Source organism: Burkholderia seminalis, from assembly GCF_001718535.1.
Classification (GTDB): domain Bacteria; phylum Pseudomonadota; class Gammaproteobacteria; order Burkholderiales; family Burkholderiaceae; genus Burkholderia; species Burkholderia seminalis.
Genome location: NZ_CP013400.1, coordinates 1519937 through 1540743, shown reverse-complemented (window position 1 = coordinate 1540743; position 20807 = coordinate 1519937). Strand labels below are relative to the sequence as shown.

The 20807-nt window shown below is 66.2% G+C and carries 18 protein-coding genes and 1 pseudogene; 7 read left to right on the top strand and 12 right to left on the bottom strand.

Translation table 11 applies throughout. The features are described from left to right. Positions 1–19: 19 nt before the first annotated feature. The 6 genes from WJ12_RS27605 to WJ12_RS27575 form a co-directional block, all read right to left on the bottom strand. Positions 20–748 carry an HAD family hydrolase gene (locus WJ12_RS27605; RefSeq protein ID WP_034191368.1) on the bottom strand — a complete coding sequence of 243 codons (729 nt, stop codon included), beginning with the start codon at positions 746–748 and terminating at the stop codon, positions 20–22. 55 nt (positions 749–803) lie between these two features. Continuing rightward, entirely contained in the window at positions 804–2219 is a 1416-nt protein-coding gene (locus WJ12_RS27600) for a sugar porter family MFS transporter (RefSeq protein WP_059556542.1), read from the bottom strand. An 810-nt stretch (positions 2220–3029) separates the two neighbouring features. Further along, on the bottom strand, positions 3030–3605 hold the full coding sequence (locus tag WJ12_RS27595) for a DUF308 domain-containing protein (RefSeq protein WP_059556541.1): 576 nt from the start codon (positions 3603–3605) through the stop codon (positions 3030–3032). A gap of 621 nt (positions 3606–4226) precedes the next feature. Beyond that, positions 4227–4535 carry an EthD family reductase gene (locus WJ12_RS27585; RefSeq protein ID WP_059556540.1) on the bottom strand — a complete coding sequence of 103 codons (309 nt, stop codon included), beginning with the start codon at positions 4533–4535 and terminating at the stop codon, positions 4227–4229. Between the two features lie 50 nt (positions 4536–4585). After that, positions 4586–6067: an MFS transporter gene (locus tag WJ12_RS27580; RefSeq protein ID WP_059556539.1), complete on the bottom strand. Its 1482-nt coding sequence runs from the start codon at positions 6065–6067 to the stop codon at positions 4586–4588. Between the two features lie 49 nt (positions 6068–6116). Further along, on the bottom strand, positions 6117–6713 hold the full coding sequence (locus WJ12_RS27575) for a TetR/AcrR family transcriptional regulator (protein ID WP_059556538.1): 597 nt from the start codon (positions 6711–6713) through the stop codon (positions 6117–6119). A 200-nt stretch (positions 6714–6913) separates the two neighbouring features. On the opposite strand from WJ12_RS27575, the gene WJ12_RS27570 reads away from it, so the two are divergent. From WJ12_RS27570 to WJ12_RS27545, 6 genes are all read left to right on the top strand, one after another. After that, complete coding sequence (locus WJ12_RS27570) at positions 6914–8398, top strand: HD domain-containing phosphohydrolase (protein WP_059556537.1); 1485 nt, start codon at positions 6914–6916, stop codon at positions 8396–8398. Positions 8399–8616: 218 nt separating this feature from the next. Next, positions 8617–9162, top strand: coding sequence for a thioesterase family protein (locus WJ12_RS27565; RefSeq protein ID WP_059556536.1), 546 nt, complete (start codon positions 8617–8619; stop codon positions 9160–9162). Between the two features lie 29 nt (positions 9163–9191). After that, complete coding sequence (locus WJ12_RS27560; protein WP_059556535.1) at positions 9192–9659, top strand: Rossmann-fold NAD(P)-binding domain-containing protein; 468 nt, start codon at positions 9192–9194, stop codon at positions 9657–9659. A 187-nt stretch (positions 9660–9846) separates the two neighbouring features. Beyond that, positions 9847–10440 (top strand): cytochrome b/b6 domain-containing protein, encoded by a 594-nt coding sequence (locus WJ12_RS27555; protein ID WP_059556534.1) that lies wholly within the window; start codon positions 9847–9849, stop codon positions 10438–10440. Positions 10441–10442: 2 nt separating this feature from the next. Next, positions 10443–11234: a molybdopterin-dependent oxidoreductase gene (locus tag WJ12_RS27550; protein ID WP_034191378.1), complete on the top strand. Its 792-nt coding sequence runs from the start codon at positions 10443–10445 to the stop codon at positions 11232–11234. 63 nt (positions 11235–11297) lie between these two features. Next, on the top strand, positions 11298–11912 hold the full coding sequence (locus WJ12_RS27545) for a hypothetical protein (RefSeq protein ID WP_034191379.1): 615 nt from the start codon (positions 11298–11300) through the stop codon (positions 11910–11912). 124 nt (positions 11913–12036) lie between these two features. On the opposite strand, the gene WJ12_RS27540 is transcribed toward WJ12_RS27545, so the two are convergent. After that, complete coding sequence (locus tag WJ12_RS27540) at positions 12037–12867, bottom strand: oxidoreductase (protein WP_034191380.1); 831 nt, start codon at positions 12865–12867, stop codon at positions 12037–12039. Between the two features lie 142 nt (positions 12868–13009). Then, positions 13010–13756, bottom strand: coding sequence for a glucose 1-dehydrogenase (locus tag WJ12_RS27535; RefSeq protein ID WP_059556533.1), 747 nt, complete (start codon positions 13754–13756; stop codon positions 13010–13012). A gap of 138 nt (positions 13757–13894) precedes the next feature. Here WJ12_RS27535 and WJ12_RS27530 point away from each other — a divergent pair, with 138 nt between their 5' ends. Continuing rightward, positions 13895–14764, top strand: a complete 870-nt coding sequence (locus WJ12_RS27530; protein WP_059556532.1) for a LysR family transcriptional regulator — start codon at positions 13895–13897, stop codon at positions 14762–14764. Between the two features lie 160 nt (positions 14765–14924). On the opposite strand, the pseudogene WJ12_RS35360 reads toward WJ12_RS27530, so the two are convergent. From WJ12_RS35360 to WJ12_RS27515, 4 genes and pseudogenes are all read right to left on the bottom strand, one after another. After that, positions 14925–15389 (bottom strand): annotated as a pseudogene (locus WJ12_RS35360) (helix-turn-helix domain-containing protein); the annotation flags it as partial. A 289-nt stretch (positions 15390–15678) separates the two neighbouring features. After that, the gene (locus WJ12_RS27525; RefSeq protein WP_034191383.1) at positions 15679–17124 is read right to left on the bottom strand and encodes an NAD-dependent succinate-semialdehyde dehydrogenase; all 1446 of its coding nucleotides are present in this window, start codon (positions 17122–17124) and stop codon (positions 15679–15681) included. A gap of 150 nt (positions 17125–17274) precedes the next feature. Beyond that, on the bottom strand, positions 17275–18573 hold the full coding sequence (locus tag WJ12_RS27520) for a c-type cytochrome (RefSeq protein WP_059556531.1): 1299 nt from the start codon (positions 18571–18573) through the stop codon (positions 17275–17277). 14 nt (positions 18574–18587) lie between these two features. Beyond that, positions 18588–20807, bottom strand: coding sequence for a xanthine dehydrogenase family protein molybdopterin-binding subunit (locus WJ12_RS27515; protein WP_059556530.1), 2220 nt, complete (start codon positions 20805–20807; stop codon positions 18588–18590).

Below are 20807 nucleotides of genomic sequence, written 5' to 3'. Positions count from 1 at the left end.
GTTTCCTGGTCGAGGGAGGTCAGGCGCGCACGCGCAAATCGGGCGTCGCTTCGTGCATCTGTTGCAGCCAGCGTTCGACGAGGGACGGCAGCGCGGCCATGTCGTCGAAAACGACGGACGCACCTGCAGCGCGCAATTTGTCCGTTTGCGTTCGTGCCGCATGCGCGGCGCCCACGAAACCGAGTACGGTCATGCCGGCGGCGATCGCGGCTGCGGTACCCGTCGCGCTGTCTTCGATGACGATGCAGCGTTCGGGCGCGACGTGCATGCGAACGGCGGCGGCCAAATAGACATCGGGGGCGGGCTTCGGCGAGGGCACCTGGTCGGCCGTCAACAATCGTTCGCCGAAAATGTCGGCCAGGCCGATCCGGTCGACCACGCTGCGCACGTAGGAAAGATCGCTGTTGCTCGCGCACGCCTTGACGAGCGGAATGGCGTCGAATGCGTCGCGCACGCCGTCGATGGCCGGCGCATTCACCGCGCTTGCGTGGACGTCCATGCGAATCGCCTCGACCGTGTCGTCGTCGAGAGGCCGATCGACGATGGTTGCGACGGCGCGCAGCAGTTGCTCGGCGCGCATGCCGAGCATGGGGCGCACGACGTCGCGAAGGCCGGCGAGCGCCCACCGGTGCTCGAGGCGAGTCACGATGATGTGTTCGGCGATTGCCTCGCTGTTGACGAGCACGCCATCGCAATCGCTGATGAGCGCATAGTCCGAAAGTCGACGAGTGGCAGTGAGTTCGTTCATGTCGGTTTCCGTGATGGGGGGACGGGATCGATGCGACTGTCTTGACTGGGGTCGATCATGAATGGCGCGGTCCGAAGGTTCCGCGCTTCAATGCGCGCTCGATGTCCTCGAGACTGCGACCGCGCGTTTCCGGCACCATCAAGTAGATGAACACCCATGCGAGCGCGTTGAGACCCGCGTATGCCCACATCGCGCCGCCGACACCGAGCCATTGGGTCACGGTCAGCGCAGTTCCGGTCAGCAGCAGGTTCGAGCCCCACAGCATCGCGGCGTGCGCGCCGGTGGCCTGGTTGCGAATCGCGACGGGATAGATTTCCGCGCCCGTCAGCCAGCCGATCACCTGGATACCGCCGGCGTTGAACACCATGAACGCGATCAGGCACGCGACGATCCACAGTTGCTGCATGGGCGAAACGACGTCGCCGCGCAGCAGGCAGCCAAGCAGGACAAGGCTGGCTGCCGCGACGGGCAGCGTCGCGAGGCTGAGCGTGCGGCGGCCGACATGGTCGACGATCAGCTTGCCGATGAAGGTCATCACGAGATAGGTGACTGCGACGCCGAGTGCGGCCCAGAGCGATGCCGACGCCCCGAATCCCGCGTCGCGCAGGAACGTCGGCGTGTAATAGATCATCATCTCGATGCCGCTGAGCTGGGTGAACGCGGCGACGCCGAGGCCGGCAACGAGGGCGGGGCGTACCCAGGGCTCGCGCATCGTGCGCCAGCCCGATGTTGCGCCGTGCTGTTGTCGCTCGACCACATCCTGGATATCGGCAATCTCGTGCCGGACGGCTGCTTGAGATTCCCGAACCTTCGACAACTCGCCATGCGCGTCGGCGATGCGATCCTGCTCGACGAGCCAGCGCGGGCTGCGCGGCAGTCTGGTCATGCCATACATCAGGATCACCGACGGGACGACGGCGATGCCGATCATCGCCCGCCAAGGAAACAGGTCGTTGCCTGCGACGCCGATCAATGCTGCGAGCAGGATGCCGATGCCGATCGATACGTTGAAGTAGGTCACCAGGCGACCTCGCTTGTCCGGCTCCGCGAGCTCCGCGATGTAGGTCGGCACGATCTGCGTCGAGCCGCCGACCGCGAATCCGAGCACGAGCCGCGATGCGGCAAGGGACCACACGTCGGGCGATAGTGCGGCAGCCAGCACGCCGGCCGCATAGATCGCCGAGACGATCGTGATGGTCTTGCGGCGTCCGAGTGCGGCCGACATGCGGGTGCCGGCCAGTGCACCGATCACTGCGCCGAGCAGGATCGCCGCGGCGACGAGCTCTTGAGCGCGGTAGTCGAGCTCGAACTCACGCGCGATGAGGGGCAGGGCGCCCGAAATGATGCCGGTGTCGTATCCGTAGAGCCCGCCGGCGATCGCCGCGATCGATGCGACGGTACGCATGTAGGCGGACGGGGTGGGCCGGGGGCGGGCCGCGGGTGTGCCGGGAAAGGCAGAATCAGAAGCCATGACGGTTTTCCTTGTAATGCGTGCGTCGCGCGGGGTGAACGAACGCGTAACGTGACGACATGCGCCCGCTCCGGTAAAAGGCGCCGCCGCACGAGTGGCAACGCTTCACTGAAGTCGCGGAGCAGGACGGCGCAGACGGACGCTCAGGTGAGCGCGTGGACGTGGCCGGGCGGCATACCGCCGCGTCGGGCAAATGGAACGCGCCGATAGGGTGGACTTCCGGTTTGTACCCGGGGGGATTGCCTGGTCATGTCGGTCACCGAGTGTGGAAACCGTTCGCGGCCCATCCAAACCGGTTTGGATCGAGGGCGTGACGATTCCTCTGGTTGAGCACGATCTGGAGCCGCACTTTGGAGCAAGGCGCCAGTGTCTCCTCTGGCGCTTCACGGCCTGCGTGGCAGGCGAACGATTCCGCCGTTGCCGGCTGGAGTCGTGAGGGTATTTCGGCGGACCCAACAATGAGGTGCCGAAAAAGAGGATGCCAGCCGAGAGAGGCTGGCGGGCTAGGGTCTCGTGGCGAAATCTACAAGGAGCTTGTCGCCCGAGTCATGAACAATTATCCAGAAACGGAGCAAAAGATCAAGTCTACGAAATCATGTTGGCTACATGCCCGCAATCTGGCGGCAAGCTGCGGGTGAAAGTCGGGGCGGCACATTTCTCGTTGCTCGGATCGCGGCCGTCGATACCGCCACCTTCGCGGACCTGATCGCACCGATCCGCGCGCGGCGCCTCCGAGGTCATTCCAGACGCCGCTGATCCATGCGTTGAGCATGGGAGGGCGCCGCGGGTGCACGGAGATTTATCCGGTGCTCACGACTTGCTGCGCCGCATCCGCCGCACCTGCAGCCAAACGGCCGATATCAGGAAATAGAGGGCGCCGATCGCCGCGTAGCCTGCGATCTTCACGATCGCGGGCGGCATGGATGCGTGGCTTTGGACAATGAAGAACAAACCGGCCAGCGCTGATTGCGCACCGCTCAGGACCATCACCCACTGCGCGCCGACATGCTTCCAACGACGCACGGCGGTGCCGAGCTGAAGCGCACCGGAGAGAATGGCCCAGATGCCGAACACCGTGAGTACCGCGTGCATGCCAGCATTCAACGCCGCTAATACCGCCAGGGTCGCGACGGCGCTGATCGCGACGTTGACCGCCTGCGTACGATTTGCTGCCGTCCCGCCGCTGCGAGCCAGGTCGACGAAATTGGCGAGCGCGTCCCAGGCCGGATAAACGACCAACAGGATCGCTGCGCAGGCCGCGCTCTGCCGCCCGACGGAAAACGCCAGCGCGACCCAGATCAGCGAGAATATCGCCCTGGAAAAGTAGTACCGTTTCAGCCATCGACCGTCGGCTGGAGCATGGAATTCGGGGCGGCTGTTAACCATTTGCACTCCTTTGTATATCGAATCATCGCGCCGGTCGGCGGGCAGGGGCGCAGCTGACCGGATCTCCAATGCGCCGAGTATCTCAATCGTCGGGGGCTGCCGCTATCGGTCGGATGTCCGATGGTGAAGGTTCGGCGGTTGCCCAGGCCGATGCAGGGTATCTCGCGTATCGACAATGACGGTTGTGCCGTTCAGGTCGGCCCGTCGTTCTCTCGTGCCGGGCGATCTGGCGCAGGCGCGCCGGCGTCCGCCCATCGGTCGCCCAGCGCCGCGATCGCGAAGTAGACGGCACCCACCGCTTCGCAGGAAAGCAGCGCGCCGGCCAGTGCCGTTCGCGCGCCGGCCGAGATCGTTCGCCATGACGTGCCGGCATCCCGCCGGCGCGCCACGGCGATGCCGATCCGCAGCCCCCCGACAGCACGGCGAATATGCCGAGCGCCCGGGGCAGGCCGCTCGCCAATGCAACGATGAAGCGCTGACGTTCCGACATGGCGGCCGTCCTCACGGTTCGGTCACTCGCGTGACGGTTGCCTATCCTGGCATCCGGCCGTTCGCGGGAGCCATCGGACAAATAACCGATGGAGCCGGCCGGAACTGACGCATGGCGGCGCGCAACCGCCGTTACCGCGCGTACGAGACGACATCCGTGATGTGCCGATCGGGCGCGATATCGGTGAACGCGTCGATGTCGGCCATGACGTCCGCCGCCTCCGCCGACGCGAACGCGGCGTCCAGCGCGGCCCGATCCACGAAGCGGCACATCGCCACGACGATCAGTTCGCTGTCCTCTCTCGAGGGGAAGAAGGCATCGACATATTCGAGCCCGTACCGTTTCCAGGATTTCTCCACCAGCGGAATGTGTTGCTCGACGTAGTAGCGAACATCGAACCGGGTGCCCGCGGCTCGGCGATAGGAAACGACGAAATACATGAGGCCTCTCCAGGTCGGACTGATGCAACGATGAATGTCGAGACGGGCGACTACGGCCGATTGCGTTCAGGGCCGAAGCCCGGCCGGACGGCCGCCCGCACCGAGGTCGGCGCGGCGGGCGCGCGGGCGAGCGAGATGCCCAGCGCGGCGCCGGCGGCGAGGAACAACGAAATCGAGAGAAGCGCGACGATGAACGCGTGCGCAATGGCCGCCGGATCCTGGCGCGTGCCGAGGACCGTATAGAAAATTCCGCCGATGATCGCGACGCTGAGCGACGTGCTGACCTGCAGCGTCGAACTGGCAATGCCGGCGATCATGCCGGAAAGCGCCGGTGCGACGCGCCCGGTCACCATGCGCATCAGCGTGGGCAGCGCGAGCCCCTGTCCGAAACCGATGACGAACAGCGCGGCGGCGAGCGGGACCGACGCGAGCGGCATCCCGATCGGCGTGGCATCGATCAACCACGCGAGGCCGACGAGCCCGACGACCTCCAGCCCCATGCCGAACGGATTGACGTAAGCGCCGATGACACGTGTGCAGAAAGGCGTCGACAACGGCCCGAGCAGGAACCCCACGCCGAACGGCAAGAACACGAGGCCCGCGCTCAGCGCGTCGACGTGCAACGCGTTTTGCAGATACACCGAAAACAGCAGGAAAAACCCACCGATCGCATACAGCAGCAGCGCGATCAGCAATGCCCGTCCCAGCCCTGGCGCGCGCAGCGCGGCCGGATCGAGCAGCGGTGCGCCGCCGCGGCTGCCCAGCCGGCGCTCGTAGCGCCAGAAGCACGCGGCGAGGGCCGGCACCGCGAGCAGCGACACCCATGCCCAGACGGGCCAGCCCGCTTCGCGTCCCTCGATCAGCGGCACGATCAGCGCGCCCAGCGTCAGCATCGACAGCGCGGTGCCGCCGAGGTCGAGCTTGCGCGCATGCTGCGCGCGCGTTTCCTTCAACAGCGGAATCCCGAACAGCACGACCAGAATCGCCAGCGGCAGATTGACGAGGAAGATCGTGCGCCAACCCAGGTTCAGCAGGTTCAGCGAGATCAGGATCCCGCCCAGCGCCTGCCCGACCACGGCGGCGAGGCCGAACACCGCGCCATACAGGCTGAGCGCGAGCGGCTTCTCCGCTTCCGGGAAGATCGCCTGGATCGAGGCGAGTGCCTGCGGCGCCATGATCGCGGCCGTCACGCCCTGCAATGCGCGACCGACGATGAGCGTCCACGGCGAGCTGGCGAGGCCGCACAGCATCGAGGCCGTCGCAAATCCGATCAACCCGAGAAAGAACATGCGACCGCGGCCGAACAGGTCGCCCAACCGCCCGCCGGTGATCAGCGTCACCGCGTACAGTCCGGCATACGACGAAATGACGAGTTGCTCGGCCGACGACGAGGCGCCCAGCTCCGCGCGGATCGACGGCAGCGCGACATTGATGATGAAGAAGTCCAGCGGCGGCAGGAACGCGCCGACGAGCAGGACCGAAAACATCGCCCAGCGACGCGGGTCGGGCGAGACGGGATCATTTTGTGACATCAACGGCTCTCCATACGGAACCGATTGGTTCCAAATTGGGTAAAAAAATTCAGTCGAGGAGGCGCATCGTGCGGTCGACCAGCGCGAGCATGTCGCGCTCGGGTACGCCGGTTTTCCCCAGCACGCGCATGCCTTCGACCTGGCAGACGAGCAGACGCGCCAACACCTGTTCGTCCTGCTCGGCGATCTCGCCGCTCGCCTGGCCGCGGACGATCGCGCCCGCATAGAGCTGCTGCAGGCGCCGGAACATGCGCCCCGTGCGCTCCGCGACATCCGCGTCGCGCGCGGCCAGTTCGGTGGTCATCGCGACCGCGAGGCACCCCCGCCGGCCCGCCTCGCCGACGGACAGGTGCGCATAGCGCAGCAGCGAGTCGCGAATCGCATCCTTCACGGGGCCGGGTTGCGACAGGATGTCCGCGGTCGCCTTGAGCCCGTCGGCCATGTACAGGTCGAGCGCCGCCAGCAGCAGCGCCTTCTTGTCGCCGAATGCCTTGTAGAGACTGCCGCGCGACAAGCCGGTGCCGGCCATCAGGTCGGGCAGGGACGCGCCTTCATAGCCGTGGTCCCAGAAAACGTCCATCGCGTCGCGCGCGGCATCGCCAAGTTCGAATTCGCGGGGGCGGCCCACGCCAGCCGGATTTGCCATCGGTCAGTATCGCAAATGATGCGGTGCTTGAAAGTGGCCTTCATTATATGGACCGATCGGTTCCGATGTCAATGTGCATGTAACGGCAGGGCGCCTGTTCACGCGGACGCTGCGCACCGTCGCGGGGGGCGAAGCGCCGCGTACATCGCATCGTAGGCCTCGCGTATGATCTGCGGTGATCTCCACGATTTTCCGTGTCCATGCCCACGTTCGACGTCGATGCAAACCAGAACACGCTGCGGGTGTTCGATTCGGTAAGAGCGCTCGCGTTCGTCGGCGACCTCAGCATGGGACAGCCGACCGACCATTCATTGCGCACCGGATGGCTGGCGGCGCGACTCGCGCGCGCGGCCGGGCTCGATTCGCAGACTTGCGATACGGTGCGCGAGGTGGCGCTGCTGCGCTGGTCGGGCTGCACCGCGAACGCGGCGGGCTTCGCCGACGTGTTCGGCGACGACATCGCGATCAGGCTGGCGATGCTCGAGGGACGATCCGACTGGGCGGCGCCGCTGGAGGCGCTGGGTGGCGCAGCGTCCGTCATGTTGCCGCTCGCGCAGACTCACTGCGAGGTATCGGGAGAGATTGCGAGCATGTCGGGCCTGTCCGGCATGACGGCAACGTCGCTCCGTCACATCTTCGAAACGTGGGATGGCGCGGGGTTTCCCGCGAACATGGCTCGCGACGCGGTGCCGATGCCCGTGTTTGTGGTCGCGCTGGCGGGCGACCTGGAGGTTTTCGGTCGTACCCATGGCATCGAGCGGGCGCTCGAGCTCATCGAGCAGCGTTCCGACAGTCGATATCCGGCCCATCTCGTCGGAACGGCCGTCAGGAACGCAAGCGGCTGGCTGGAGGAGGTCGGGCGTGCGACGCTCGACGATTTCGACGCCGCGCTGATCACGCCCGACATGCAACGGATGACCTCGGCCGAACTGATCGCCGATGTGATCGATCTCAAGTTGCCCTGGATGACGGGCTTTTCGCGTGCGGTCGCGACGACCGCGGCGGCAAGCTGCGAGCGGCTTGCACTCGATCGAACGGCGCAGGCGCGCGTCTACCAGGCTGCGTTGATTCACGGTATAGGCCGTGCCGCCGTCCCCAACGCGGTGTGGAATCAGCGCGAGACGCTGGCGGCCAGCGCGTGGGAAAAGATTCGGCTGGTGCCGTACTGGACGGCGCGCGCCGGCAGGCAAACCGGGGCCCTCGCCGAGGCCGCCGAGCTCGCTTCCCACGCTTACGAGCGGCAGGACGGATCGGGATACTTCCGCGGGGCAGCCGGCCGTGCGTTGACGCTCGAGGCGCGTGTGCTGGCCGCCTCGGTAGCGTGGGTGGCGCTGCGTTCGCCACGGCCCTGGCGCGACGCGCTGTCGGCCGAAGCCGCCAGGCAGGTGTTGCGCGAAGAGGTCGAGCGCGGCCGGTTGAGCGACGAAGCGGTCGATGCGATCGTGGAGCCGGCACCCACGGGCGGACGGTTCGCGAAACGCGCCACGCAGGGGGCGCGGCTGTCGGCGCGGGAGATGGACGTGCTGCGCGTGATCTCGCGCGGCGCGAGCAACAAGGAAGCCGCGCGCGCGCTCGCGATGAGCCCGAGCACCGTGCGCACCCACGTCGAAAGCATGTTTCGCAAGCTCGATTGCTCGACGCGCGCGGCAGCCACACTCAAGGCGTCGGCGATGGGGCTGCTGTAGCGATAGAGCCTTGCCCGGTCGCAACGTATCGTGATTCGGCGATGTCGCCGTCGCGCGAGCGGGCCGCCAGCTCCGGGCGGTCACTCCAGCCGTATCGGTCACTCGACCGATACGCGTGGCATGGGTCGTCGCGTAATCTGGGGCGCTTCGATGGCTTCCCCTTCGGTACGAATGCCGCGACGCGCGCGCTGCCCCGGCACCGTCAACCCCCACCATTCATGAATCTACTGTTGCGTTTGTGCGTTACGTTCCTGCTGAGCCGGCGACGTCGGCGACTGCATGTCCTCGACACCTGCGTCACGCCGTTCCGCGTGTGGCCCAATGACCTCGATGTGCTGCGCCACATGACGAATGGCCGCTACTTCGCCATTCTCGATCTGGGGCGGGTCGATCTGTTGCTGCGCTCGCGCGTGTGGCCGCGCGTCAATGCGCAAAAGTGGTATCCCGTCGTCACGCTCGAGACGATACGATTTCATCGATCGCTGCATTTGTGGGAGCGTTACGACGTCACGACGCGTGTGATCGGTTGGGACGAAAAACATGTGTTTCTGGAGCAGGGGTTCAGGCGTGGCGGGGTCGAGGTCGCGCTCGGCGTCGTGCGAACGCGGTTCCTGAAGCGCGGCGGCGGCACCGTGCCGACCGACGAACTACTGGCGCGGATCGGCGTGACCCAGCCATCGCCCGATCTGCCCGAATGGGTCGTGCAATGGAGCCGGGCCGAGGGCGGGATGACGGTGCGTGCGGAATCGGTCCTGCAAACCTGACGCACCGCGATGCGTAGCCGGGTGCGGACATGCTGTCAGCGGTCGCCATGGCCTTCGTCGGCGCCGGCAGTATGGCGGTCGGCGTGGCCGACGACATGATCGTCCCGGGGGCAGGGCAGTTCGGTTGCGGCGCGGTGCATGCGCTCGGCAGCTGGGACACGAGGGTGACCGCCACGCCCCCCAAAGACGCGGGCAAGCTGACCATCCGGGTCCTGCTCGCGAACCCCGGAGCGTCAACACAGGCGCCCAGGTGTCGGCGCCGCCTGACTAAGCCCGTCGAGCGGGTCACCGGCCGCGTCTTCGTGAAGACGGCATGGAGTCTCGACACACTGAACGCCGACCTGGTCGCCACCCCCGACGACGTGATGGCGCGCTATCGGGTCGCTTTCGGGCACGGTGACGGCATGTGGCGGGATAAATCCGCCACCTTCAATGCGCGCGAGGGGCTGAGCGTGCTCGGCGTCGAAGCGTACCTGCGGCTGGTCGGCCCTCGCTGACGCGTCCCTCGGCGGCCTGCCGCCGTTGTTCCGGCCGGCCGCCTGTACATCGGCTCGGCAGGAGTCCGACCGGGGTCGGTCGTTCGACCGATACCGGCGCGTCGCGGCAATTGCGATCCTTCTCGTCACGCCCATGTCACCACGGCATGGCCCGCGCACCATCCGCAAGGTTACGAGGACGTTCGCTTTGAAGCGCTCGACGATTCATCCGCTGTGGGTTCGTCTTTTCCACTGGCTCAATGCCGCCGCAGTCATCGCCCTGTGCCTGAGCGGCTGGCAGGTCTACAACGCATCGCCGATTTTCAGGACGGTTACGTTTCCGCCTTCCATCACGCTTGGCGGCTGGCTGGGCGGTGCGCTCCTGTGGCACTTCGCGGCGATGTGGATCCTGGCCGGCAACCTGTTCGTCTATCTCGTGCTCGGCATTGCAACCGGGCGGTTGCGCAGGAAGCTGCTGCCGCTCGGCGTGCGGGCGGTCTTTTCCGACCTCGCCGCCGCGCTGCGCGGAAAGCTGGGTCATGACGATCCGGCACGGTACAACGCCGTGCAGAAGTTCGCGTATCTCGGCGTGCTCTTCGATATCGGGCTGCTCGTGCTGTCGGGGCTCGCTATCTGGAAACCGGTGCAGTTCCCGGTCCTGCGGACATTGATGGGTGGATTCGACAACGCGCGCGTCGTTCATTTCGTCGCCATGAGCGTGATCGTCGGTTTTTTTGCCGTTCACATCGTGATGGTCGCGCTCGTTCCGCGCTCACTGCTGACGATGATTCGAGGGCGCTGATCATGCACGAGCCAAAACGTTCCCCTCACGCCGATCGCGTCTCGCAGCTCGATGCGGATGCGATCGTCAAGGATGCGCGCAACGCACTCCAGTCGACGCAACGCCGCCTGTTCGGCAAGCGAATCCTCACGCTCGGCGGACTGATGCTGCTTTCCGGCTGCGAGCTGACCGACGACCAGTCAGTGAACACGATGCTGCGCCGCGTGTCGTCGTTCAACGACGACGTGCAGGCTTTGCTGTTCGATCCGCGCAAGCTTGCGCCGACGTATCCGGAGTCGATGATCGCGCGGCCTTTCCCGTTCAATGCGTATTACGACATCGATCAGGTGCCGGACGTGGATGCGGCGAGATATCGGCTCCAGGTCGGCGGACTGGTCAAAGGCAAGCGTGCGTGGACGCTCGACGAACTCCGTGCGCTGCCGCAGGAAAGCCAGGTCACGCGGCATATCTGCATCGAAGGGTGGAGCGCGATCGGGAAGTGGGGCGGCGTGCGATTTTCGGACTTCCTGTTGCGCGCCGGCGCCGACACCACCGCGAAGTACGTCGCGCTGCATTGCGCCGACAACTACTGGACGAGCATCGACATGCCGACTGCGCTCCATCCGCAAACGCTGCTGACGCTCACCTATGACGGCAGCGTCTTGCCGGCGAAGTACGGCTTCCCGATGAAGCTGCGCATGCCGACCAAGCTCGGATACAAGAATCCCAAACATATCGTCGCCATCACGGTGACCAACGCATTCCCGGGCGGTTATTGGGAAAACCAGGGATACAACTGGTTTGGCGGTTCCTGAGCCCTTGGCCCTGGATATCGCGCCGGTGACATTCTCGATCGCAACCTCTTCAAAGGAGCATTCATGTCCATTCGACTCAAACTCGTCGCTTCCGTCGTCGCGGCCACGCTGGCCGGCAGTGCGCTCGCGCAATCCGCTGCGAGCAAGCCCGAGCGCATTCGCGGCGACATCGTCTCGTTTTCCGGCAGCAGCCTGAAGGTACACCGCCGCAGCGGCGAGACCGTGCTCATCAATGTCGCACCGTCGGCCAACGTGAACGCGGTGAAGGCGATTCAGCTTTCCGATATCAAACCCGGTTCCTATGTCGGCGCGGCGGCCATGCCGGGCGAGAACGGCAAGTTGATCGCGAAGGAAGTGCTCGTGTTCCCCGAAGCCGCGCGCGGCATGGGTGAAGGCCACTATGCATGGGATCTCGCCGCGAACAGCACGATGACGAACGCCAGTGTCGATACGGTCGTTCAAGGCACGAGCGGGCGCGATCTCAAGCTGTCGTACAAGGGCGGCAGCAACACGATCACGGTGCCGCCCGACGCACCGGTCGTGACGCTCGTCCCGGCGACGCGCGCCGATTTGTCGACGGGCAAGAAGATCTTCGTCGTGGCCACGCCGGGCAAGGACGGGGCCTACGACGGACGCCAGATCGTGGTCGAGAAGGATGGCGTCGCACCTCCGATGTAAGCCGGCCGCCCGGCGGGCGACACGTCGTTCGCCGGCGTGCAACCCGATCGAACCGATGGGCGAGGACCGGGCGACGCGTCCGCGATTCCGTGTTCGGGCCGACCGTCACGTCGGCCCGGCGCCATCAATCGAAGTCGGTTGCGATGGACAGCGCACGCCACGCGTCGATGTCCTGGCGGAACGCCTTCAGCTTGCGCTCCGCAATGGCATGAGCGTTCGGCCCGATCGGCAGGTGCAAGGGCGGATCGTCCGAGTCGATTGCCTGAATCATTACCGCGGCGGCTTTGGCAGGATCGCCTGCCTGATGTCCGTCGTTGCTGTCGCGGTAGCTGCGCGCGGAGCCGGCGGTTGCCGCATAGTCGCTGATCTGCTGCCTGGCGACCGCGATCGAGCGCCCCAGGAATTCGGTTCGAAACGGACCCGGCTCGACGATGATCACGCGAATGCCCATCGGTTCGACTTCCTGCGCGAGTGCCTCCGACAGGCCTTCGACCGCAAACTTCGTCGCGTTGTAATAGCCGCGGCCACCCGAACCGGCGATACCGGCACCGGACGACAGGTTTACGATCCTGCCGCCTCCGGTGCGTCGCATCAGCGGCAATGCCGCACGCGTCGTCTCGACGAGTCCGAAGACGTTCACATCGAATAACGGCCGGTATTCCTCCGGGGTGCCTTCTTCGATCGCCCCCATGAATCCATGCCCGGCGTTATTGACCAGCACGTCCAACCTGCCGAACGTTTCGGCCGTCAAGGCAATGGCCGCTTGTATCGTCTCCGGCTTCGTCACGTCCAACGCTGCAGCACGCAGCGTGTCCGGGTAATGCCGAGCGAGATCGCGTAGCGTTTCCGGCGCACGCGCCGTTGCCACCACGTGGTCGCCGCGCGCGGCCGCCATGCGTGCGAGATGCAGGCCGAAGCCGCCGGAGCAGCCGGTGATCAACCAGGTTTTGTTCATGCGTTTCTCCTTTCACTTGATGCTGTGTTTCGATTCGCTCGACGGGGCATGCCAACATGCGCGCCGATGCGGAACCGACATGTTTCTCGTGGAAGCGCTCATGTCTGTTGCGCACGGCGTGCATGCCCGCGAGCAGGCCGCGTCAGCGCATGCCGCCCGACGCAAGGACGATCTCGCCCGTCATCCACTCCGAGTCGTCCGACGCGAGAAATGAAACGATCGGCGCGATGTCCCGCACCTGGCCGATACGGCCAAGCGGTGTCTGGTCCGCGTTCCATGTTTCGAAGTCCGAGCCGATCACCGCGGCAGCATGGGTGCCCTCCGTTTCCACCAGGCCGGGGTTCACGGCATTGACCCGGATGCCGCGCGGGCCGAGCTCCCGCGAGAGCACGCCGGTGATGGCGTCGATGGCGCCTTTCGTGCCGCTGTAGATGGCACTTTCGGCCGGCAGGACGCGCGTCACGTTGGAACCGATGTTGACGATGCTGCTGCCTTTGCCGAGATGCGGCGCCGCGGCCCCGACGACCAGCAGCGGGCCGAGAACGTTGATGTCGAATTGCTCGCGGTAGCGCGCCTCGGTGGTCTCCTCGATCCTGGCGAACTGATAGACGCCGGCGTTGTTCACCACGATATCCAACCGTCCGAAATGGTCGACGGCTACGTTGACGAGCGCCTCGACCTCCGTCTCGTTCGTCACGTCGGCGCGCACCGCCAATGCCTGCCCACCGGCGGCCTGAATGTCCGCGACGACCTTTTCGGCATTGCTCGCGCTCGATGCGTAGTTGACGACGACCTGTGCGCCGTCGGCCGCCAGCTGGCGCGCGATGCCTGCGCCGATTCCTTTCGATGCTCCCGTCACGATCGCGACCTTGCCCTTCAACTTGTCCATGACTTCACGCTCCGCAGACGTTGGCCCCCGGCGGGGCGGTTCGGTTGATGAAAGTCACCATCGTGAGGCTCACACAATTGTTTGTGAATGGTCGTTCTTGTATATTTGGCGTACATTTTTGAACGACGATCCATCGCAATGGAATGGAGTGATGTCCGGGTCTTTCTGGCGGTCAAGCGGGGCGGATCTTTCGGTGCGGCAGCCCGAAGCCTGGGCGTGAGCCATCCGACGATCGGCCGCCGGATCAAGGCACTCGAGGATGAAGCCGGGCAGGCGTTGTTTCGCAGGACCGCGGATGGGCTCGTGCTCACGGACGCCGGGGATACCGTGCTGAGCCTGGCCGAAGCCATGGAAAACGCGGCGCTGGCCATGGAACGGCGTCTGGCCGGTAATCAAGACCGCCTCGAAGGCATCTTGCGTATATCGTGCGCGGAGTGGTTCGCCGGCTACGTGCTCGCGCCGGTTCTGGCGGAACTGGCGCGCCGTCATCCGGCCGTGGTGCCGGAAGTGATCGCGAGTTACCGATTGCTGAGCCTGTCACGCCGCGAGGCCGACCTGGCCTTCCGGATCGTTCCTTTCACCGAACCGGACATCGTTCAGCGCCGCCTGATGAGCGTTCCGTACGGTCTTTACGGCACGGCCGAAACCGTACGTGCGTTGCGGCATGATCCTGCTTCGGTGGGGTTGATCGTGATGAACACGGCGCAATCTCACTTCCCCGATGTCGCCTGGCTGCTCGACAGGTTCCCTCGGTCGCGGCGTGTCTTCACCAGCACGAGCCGCGCCGTTCAGGCCAGGATGTGTGGGGTAGGCATGGGCATGGCGGTCCTGCCACGGCCGCTGGGCGACGCGACATCGGCACTGCTGCGCATCGAAACGCCGGAGCCGCCACCGTCCAGAGACATATGGGTGGGTTATCACCATGACCTTCGGCATATGGATCGCTTGCGCGCGATGCTCGATATCGCCGATACGATGCTGAGCGAATCCCGGATTCAGATGCCGTAGCGCCAGCTCAATACAGATGTCGCATGTTTCATCGGCCTTTGCGTCATTCAGCGTTGAAGCACCGAGCCTGAAGCAGCAGGGCGCTTGCGTTTATCCACGGGCCTTGGCGGACCGCTGGTTCGATTCCGCTCGAGATGTAACCTGCAGAATTGCGGCATCCATGTCTGCCGCCTGAAACGGCGTGGCTCAGTTCACCCAGGCACGCCCGACGCGCTCGTGGCTGATAAACCTTCGGCGGCCGCTGCCGGCGCGGAATCCACAAGCCAGCCTCCGTCATCAGCTTCCGGACCGTCTCCTTGGCCAGCCGAATGCCGTGACATTCCCAGCGCTTCTCGCAAGCCAGTGTCGGTCCGAAATCGGCGTAGCGATCACGGATGACCGATAGCGCCCGGTCGGCGGCTCCTGGGTCCAGCCGACGGTTGCCGGGCTTCGATCGGTGTCCCGATACCAAACCCGCCGCGCCATGTTCCCGAAGTCGGGCGACCAGCCGGCGAATCTGCCGGGTCGTCAGTTCCAGCCGTTCCGCCGCACGCCACGGCTTGAGCTTGCCATCCGCCACGTCCTGAATGACCTTGAATCGGTCCAGCTCGCGCATCGTCATCGTGATCCGCTCCGTTGCAGCCATCGCAGCCTCCGGCGCCGGACACCCGGCGGCCGGACAGCTTACGCGGCACGAAAGCGGACATTTCAATCTAGCCACTACAATCCAAACTATCGATAATTCACGTTATGTAAAATCAAATATTGGATGACGGCTACCCCGTTTTCCCGCACGTCCCGACGATCTTCGATCGTGATAAATCCTTCCGACAAAGCGCTTAAGCAATTATCGGGCGCATGCCGTGCATGGCATGCGCCCGGTGACACGCGAAACCTGAAAAAATGCCCGCCGTAGCGGGCACACGCGACACGCGTCAGACGGCCATAACCGTGACCGACTTCGTGACGAGGTACGGCTCGAGCGCTTCCGGCCCGCCTTCCGACCCATAGCCCGAATCCTTCACGCCGCCGAACGGCATTTCCGGCCACGGCGTTGCCGGCTGGTTGATCCACAGCATCCCGACTTCCAGGCGCTGCGTGAGCAGATGCACGTTCGCGAACGAACGCGTGAACGCATAGCCGGCCAGCCCGAACGGCAGACGGTTCGCTTCGGCGATCGCGTCCTCGAGCTTGTCGAAGCCGCGAATCGCCGCGACCGGGCCGAACGGCTCGTTGTTGAACACGTCCGCTTCGAGCGGCACGTCCGCGATCACGGTCGGCGCGAAGAAGTTGCCTTCCGAGCCGATCCGCTCGCCGCCGGTTTCGATGCGCGCACCGACCTTGCGTGCGTTGTCGACGACCGACGCCATCGCGGTGAGGCGGCGCGGGTTCGCGAGCGCACCGAGCGTCGTGCCTTCCTCGAGACCGTTGCCGACCTTCAGCCCTTCCGCATGCTTGACCAGCGCACGCGTGAATTCGTCACGGATGCTGTTGTGCACGAGGAAGCGCGTGGGCGAAATGCAGACCTGCCCTGCGTTGCGGAACTTCGCACCGCCGGCGGCCTTCACCGCGAGCGCGACGTCGGCGTCTTCCGCGACGATCACCGGTGCGTGGCCGCCCAGCTCCATCGTCGCGCGCTTCATGTGCAGGCCGGCCAGCGAGGCAAGCTGCTTGCCGACCGGCGTCGAACCGGTGAACGTGACCTTGCGGATCACCGGATGCGGAATCAGGTACGACGAGATTTCGGCCGGATCGCCGTACACGAGGCCGATCACGCCGGCCGGCACGCCGGCGTCGACGAACGCGCGCAACAGCGCGGCCGGCGACGCGGGGGTTTCTTCCGGCGCCTTCACGAGGAACGAACAGCCGGTCGCGAGCGCCGCGCTCAGCTTGCGCACGACCTGGTTGACCGGGAAATTCCACGGCGTGAATGCGGCAACCGGGCCGACCGGTTCCTTCACGACCGTCTGCTGCGCGCCGAGGTTGCGCGGCGGCACGATCCGGCCGTACACACGGCGGCCTTCGTCCGCGAACCATTCGATGATGTCGGCGGCCGACAGCACTTCGACGCGTGCTTCGGTGAGCGGCTTGCCCTGCTCCTGCGTCATCAGCTGCGCGATCGCGTCGGCGCGTTCGCGCACGAGTGCGGCGGCCTTGCGCATCGTCGCCGCGCGCTCGTGCGCGGGCACCTTGCGCCACGTTTCGAAACCGCGCTGCGCGGCGGCGAGCGCACGGTCGAGATCGGCGATGCCCGCGTGGGCCACCTTGCCGATCGGCTTGCCGGTCGCCGGGTTCACGACGTCGATCGTCTTGCCGCTCGCGGCGTCGACCCACTCGCCGTCGATCAGCAGTTGCGTATCCGTATAAGTCACGTTAGCCATCCAGACACCCCTACATTGCGTCGATTGAAGGCGCGCTGCCGCGAACAGCCGCGCGCCGGTTGACAGAAAGAGCCAGGCCGCCGGGGCAGGCACGCACCCGGCGGTGTCGACGACAGGCGCGGCCCGCCGTCGTCCCGCATCGCGCCGCGCTCAGTGCGCGGCCGCCGTCGCCTTGCGGAGTTTCGCGACGTCCGCCGCCTGCACGGCCGGCGCGCCGTTGTTCCAGCCGGCGCGCATGAACGTCAGCACGTCGGCGATCTGCTGGTCGTTCAGCTGGTTCGAGAACGCCGGCATCGGATAGGCGGACGGCACACCGCCGATCACGAGCGTGTCGCTGCCGTTCAGCGTCACGTTGATCAGCGACGATGCATCGGCCTCGAGCACGTTCGGATTGCCGGCGAGCGGCGCGAGCAGCGGCGCGTAACCGCGCCCGTCCGCACCGTGGCAATGCAGGCAGTAAGCGTTATACACCTTCGCGCCCGGATCGGCTGCCGGCCGGCCCAGCGCCACCTGCGTCGCCTTCGGATCGTAGCTGTACGGCGGCGCACCGGTGCCGCCTGCGGCCGGCAGCGATTTCAGGTAGCGCGACATCGCGGCCAGGTCGTCGTCCGTCAACGCCTGCGTGCTGTGGTTGATCACGCTCACCATCGAGCCGAACGCGGTCGCGTGACGGTTCGCGCCGGTCTTCAGGAACTGCGCGACCTCGGCCTCGTTCCAGCGGCCGAGCCCCGTATTGTGCTCGCCGGTCAGGTTCGACGCGAACCAGTTGTCGATCGACGCACCCGACAGGAACGCCGTGCCGCGTTCGTCGAGTGCCTTCTCCTGGAAGCCGACACCGCGCGGCGTGTGGCACGACCCGCAGTGCCCGAGCCCCTGCACGAGATAGGCGCCGCGGTTCCACATCGCGTCCTTGTCCGGCTTGTCGGCATAAGGCGCCGAGTCGAGGAACACCATGTTCCACAGCGCGAGCGGCCAGCGCATGTTGAGCGGCCAGGGAATGTCGGACGGCCGGTTCGCCTGCTTGACCGGCTCGACGCCGTGCATGAAGTACGCATACAGCGCCTTCACGTCGTCGTCCTTCAGCTTCGCGTACGACGGATACGGCATCGCCGGATACAGGTTGTGGCCGTCCTTCGCGACGCCCTTGCGCAGCGCGCCCGCGAACTCGGCTTCCGTATAGCCGCCGATGCCCGTCTCCGGATCGGGCGTGATGTTGGTCGTGTAGATCGCGCCCATCGGCGTGACCATCTTCAGGCCGCCCGCGAAGGGCGTACCGCGCGGCGCGGTGTGGCACGCAACGCAGTCGCCGGCTTTCGCGAGATAGGCGCCGCGCGCGACGAGCGCGCTGTCGGTCGGTGCCGTTTCCGCGGCATGCGCGGTCGTGCCGGCCAGCAGCGCGGACAATGCAAGCAGCGATGCGCTGAGCGTGTTCAAGGTGAGGTTTCGCATGGTCGTCGCCTCCCTCAAGCCGTCTTCAGCTGGTTGCCGACCGGCAGCTTGCGCAGCCGCGTGCCGGTCGCCGCGAAGATCGCGTTCGACAGCGCCGCCGCCGTCGCCGCCGTGCCCGGCTCGCCGATCCCGCCCGGCGCTTCGCCGCTCTTCACCAGATGGACCTCGATCGGCGGCGTTTCGTTGATCCGCATCATCCGGTAGTCGGTAAAGTTGCTCTGCATCACGCGGCCGTCCTCGATCGTGATCTCGCCGTACAGCGCGCCCGTGATCCCGAAGATGATGCCGCCCTGCACCTGCGCCTCGATCGTGTTCGGATTGACGACCATCCCGCAATCGACCGCGCACACGGCGCGCTTGACCTGCACCTCGCCGCCGTCCACCGCGACGTCGATGACGATCGAGAAGAAGCTGCCGAACGCGTGCATCACCGACACGCCCCGCCCCTGCCCCTTCGGCAACGACGCGCCCCAGCCGGCGGCCTTCGTCGCGACGTCGAGCACGTTGCGTGCGCGCGGCGTCTTGTCGAGCAGCGCGCGGCGATATTGCACGGGGTCGGTCTTGGTCTGCGCGGCGAGTTCGTCGATGAAGCTCTCGACGACGAACGTGCCCCGGGTCGGCCCGACGCCGCGCCAGAACGCGGTCGGCACGTGGCGCGGCTCCTGGCGCACGTAGTCGACGAGCTGGTTCGGCAGGTCGTACGGCAGTTCGGCCGCGACCTCGACCGCGTCGGGATCGACGCCGTTCTGGAATGCGGGCGGCGCGAAGCGTGCCATGATCGACGAACCGACGATTCGGTGCTGCCATGCGACGGGCTTGCCGTTCGCGTCGAGGCCGGCCGAAATCTTGTCGTAGTAGCACGGCCGGTACATGTCGTGCTGAACGTCTTCCTCGCGTGTCCAGATCACCTTCACCGGCGCGTTGACCTGCTTGCCGACCTTCACGGCCTGGCCGATCATGTCGGTCTCGAGCCGACGCCCGAAGCCGCCGCCGAGCAGATGGTTGTGCACGACGATCTTGTCGGGCGACAGGCCCGTGAGTTGCTGCGCGGTGTCAACCGCGCGCGTCGGTACCTGCGTGCCGACCCAGATCTCGCAGCCGTCGCCGCGCACGTGCACCGTGCAGTTCACGGGCTCCATCGTCGCGTGCGCGAGCAACGGCTGTTCGTAGACGGCGTCGACGCGCGTCTTCGCGTTCGCGAATGCCTTGCCGACGTCCCCTTCCTTGCGTGCGACCGCGCCCTTGCCGTTCGCCGCCGCCTGCGCGAGATCCGCGAACAGATCCTTGGTCGACACCTTCGCGCCCGCGCCCTCGTTCCACTTCACGACGAGTGCCGATGCGCCGCGCTTCGCGGCCCACGTGTGATCGCCGACCACCGCGACCGCGTTGTCGACGTGCACGACCTGGCGCACGCCGGGAATCTTTTTCGCGGCCGTATCGTCGACGCTCGCGACCGTGCCGCCGAATACCGGGCTGTTCACGATCACCGCGTACAGCATGCCGGGCAGGCGCACGTCGAGCCCGAACTGCGCGGTGCCGTCGACCTTCTCCGGCGAGTCGAGGCGCTTCGCGGGCGTGCCGATCAGCTTGAAATCCTCGGGCTTCTTCAGGACGACGTCCTTCGGCACCGGCAGTTTCGCCGCGGCGTCGGCCAACTGGCCGTACGATGCGCGCCGGCCGCTGGGCGGATGCTGTACTTCGCCGTTCGCCGCGCGGCAGGTGGCCGGATCGACGTTCCATTGTTTCGCGGCCGCCGAGACCAGCAGCGTACGCGCGGTGGCGCCCGCGCGGCGCATCGGTTCCCACGCGTAGCGCACCGACGTCGAGCCGCCGGTGAGCTGGCCGCCGAGCAGCGGATCCATGAACAGTTTCTCGTTCGGCGGCGCGTGGTCGAGCGTCACGTTCGACAGCGGCACTTCGAGCTCCTCGGCGATCAGCATCGGCAGCGCCGTATAGACACCCTGCCCCATCTCGACTTTCGGCATCACCAGCGTGACCTTGCCGGCACGGTCGATCTGCACGAACGCGTTCGGCGCGAACACGCCGGGCTGCGCCGGTTCGGCCGCGTCACCGCCGATCACCGAGCGCCGCGCATCGTCGCCCGCCGCCGGCAGGCTGAAGCCGAGCAGCAATCCGCCGCCGGCCGCCGCGCCAAGCGACATGCCGAGTTTGAGGAACGAACGGCGCGACACGCCCGCGCCGGCCCGACCTGCTTCGATCAATCCTCGCGACAT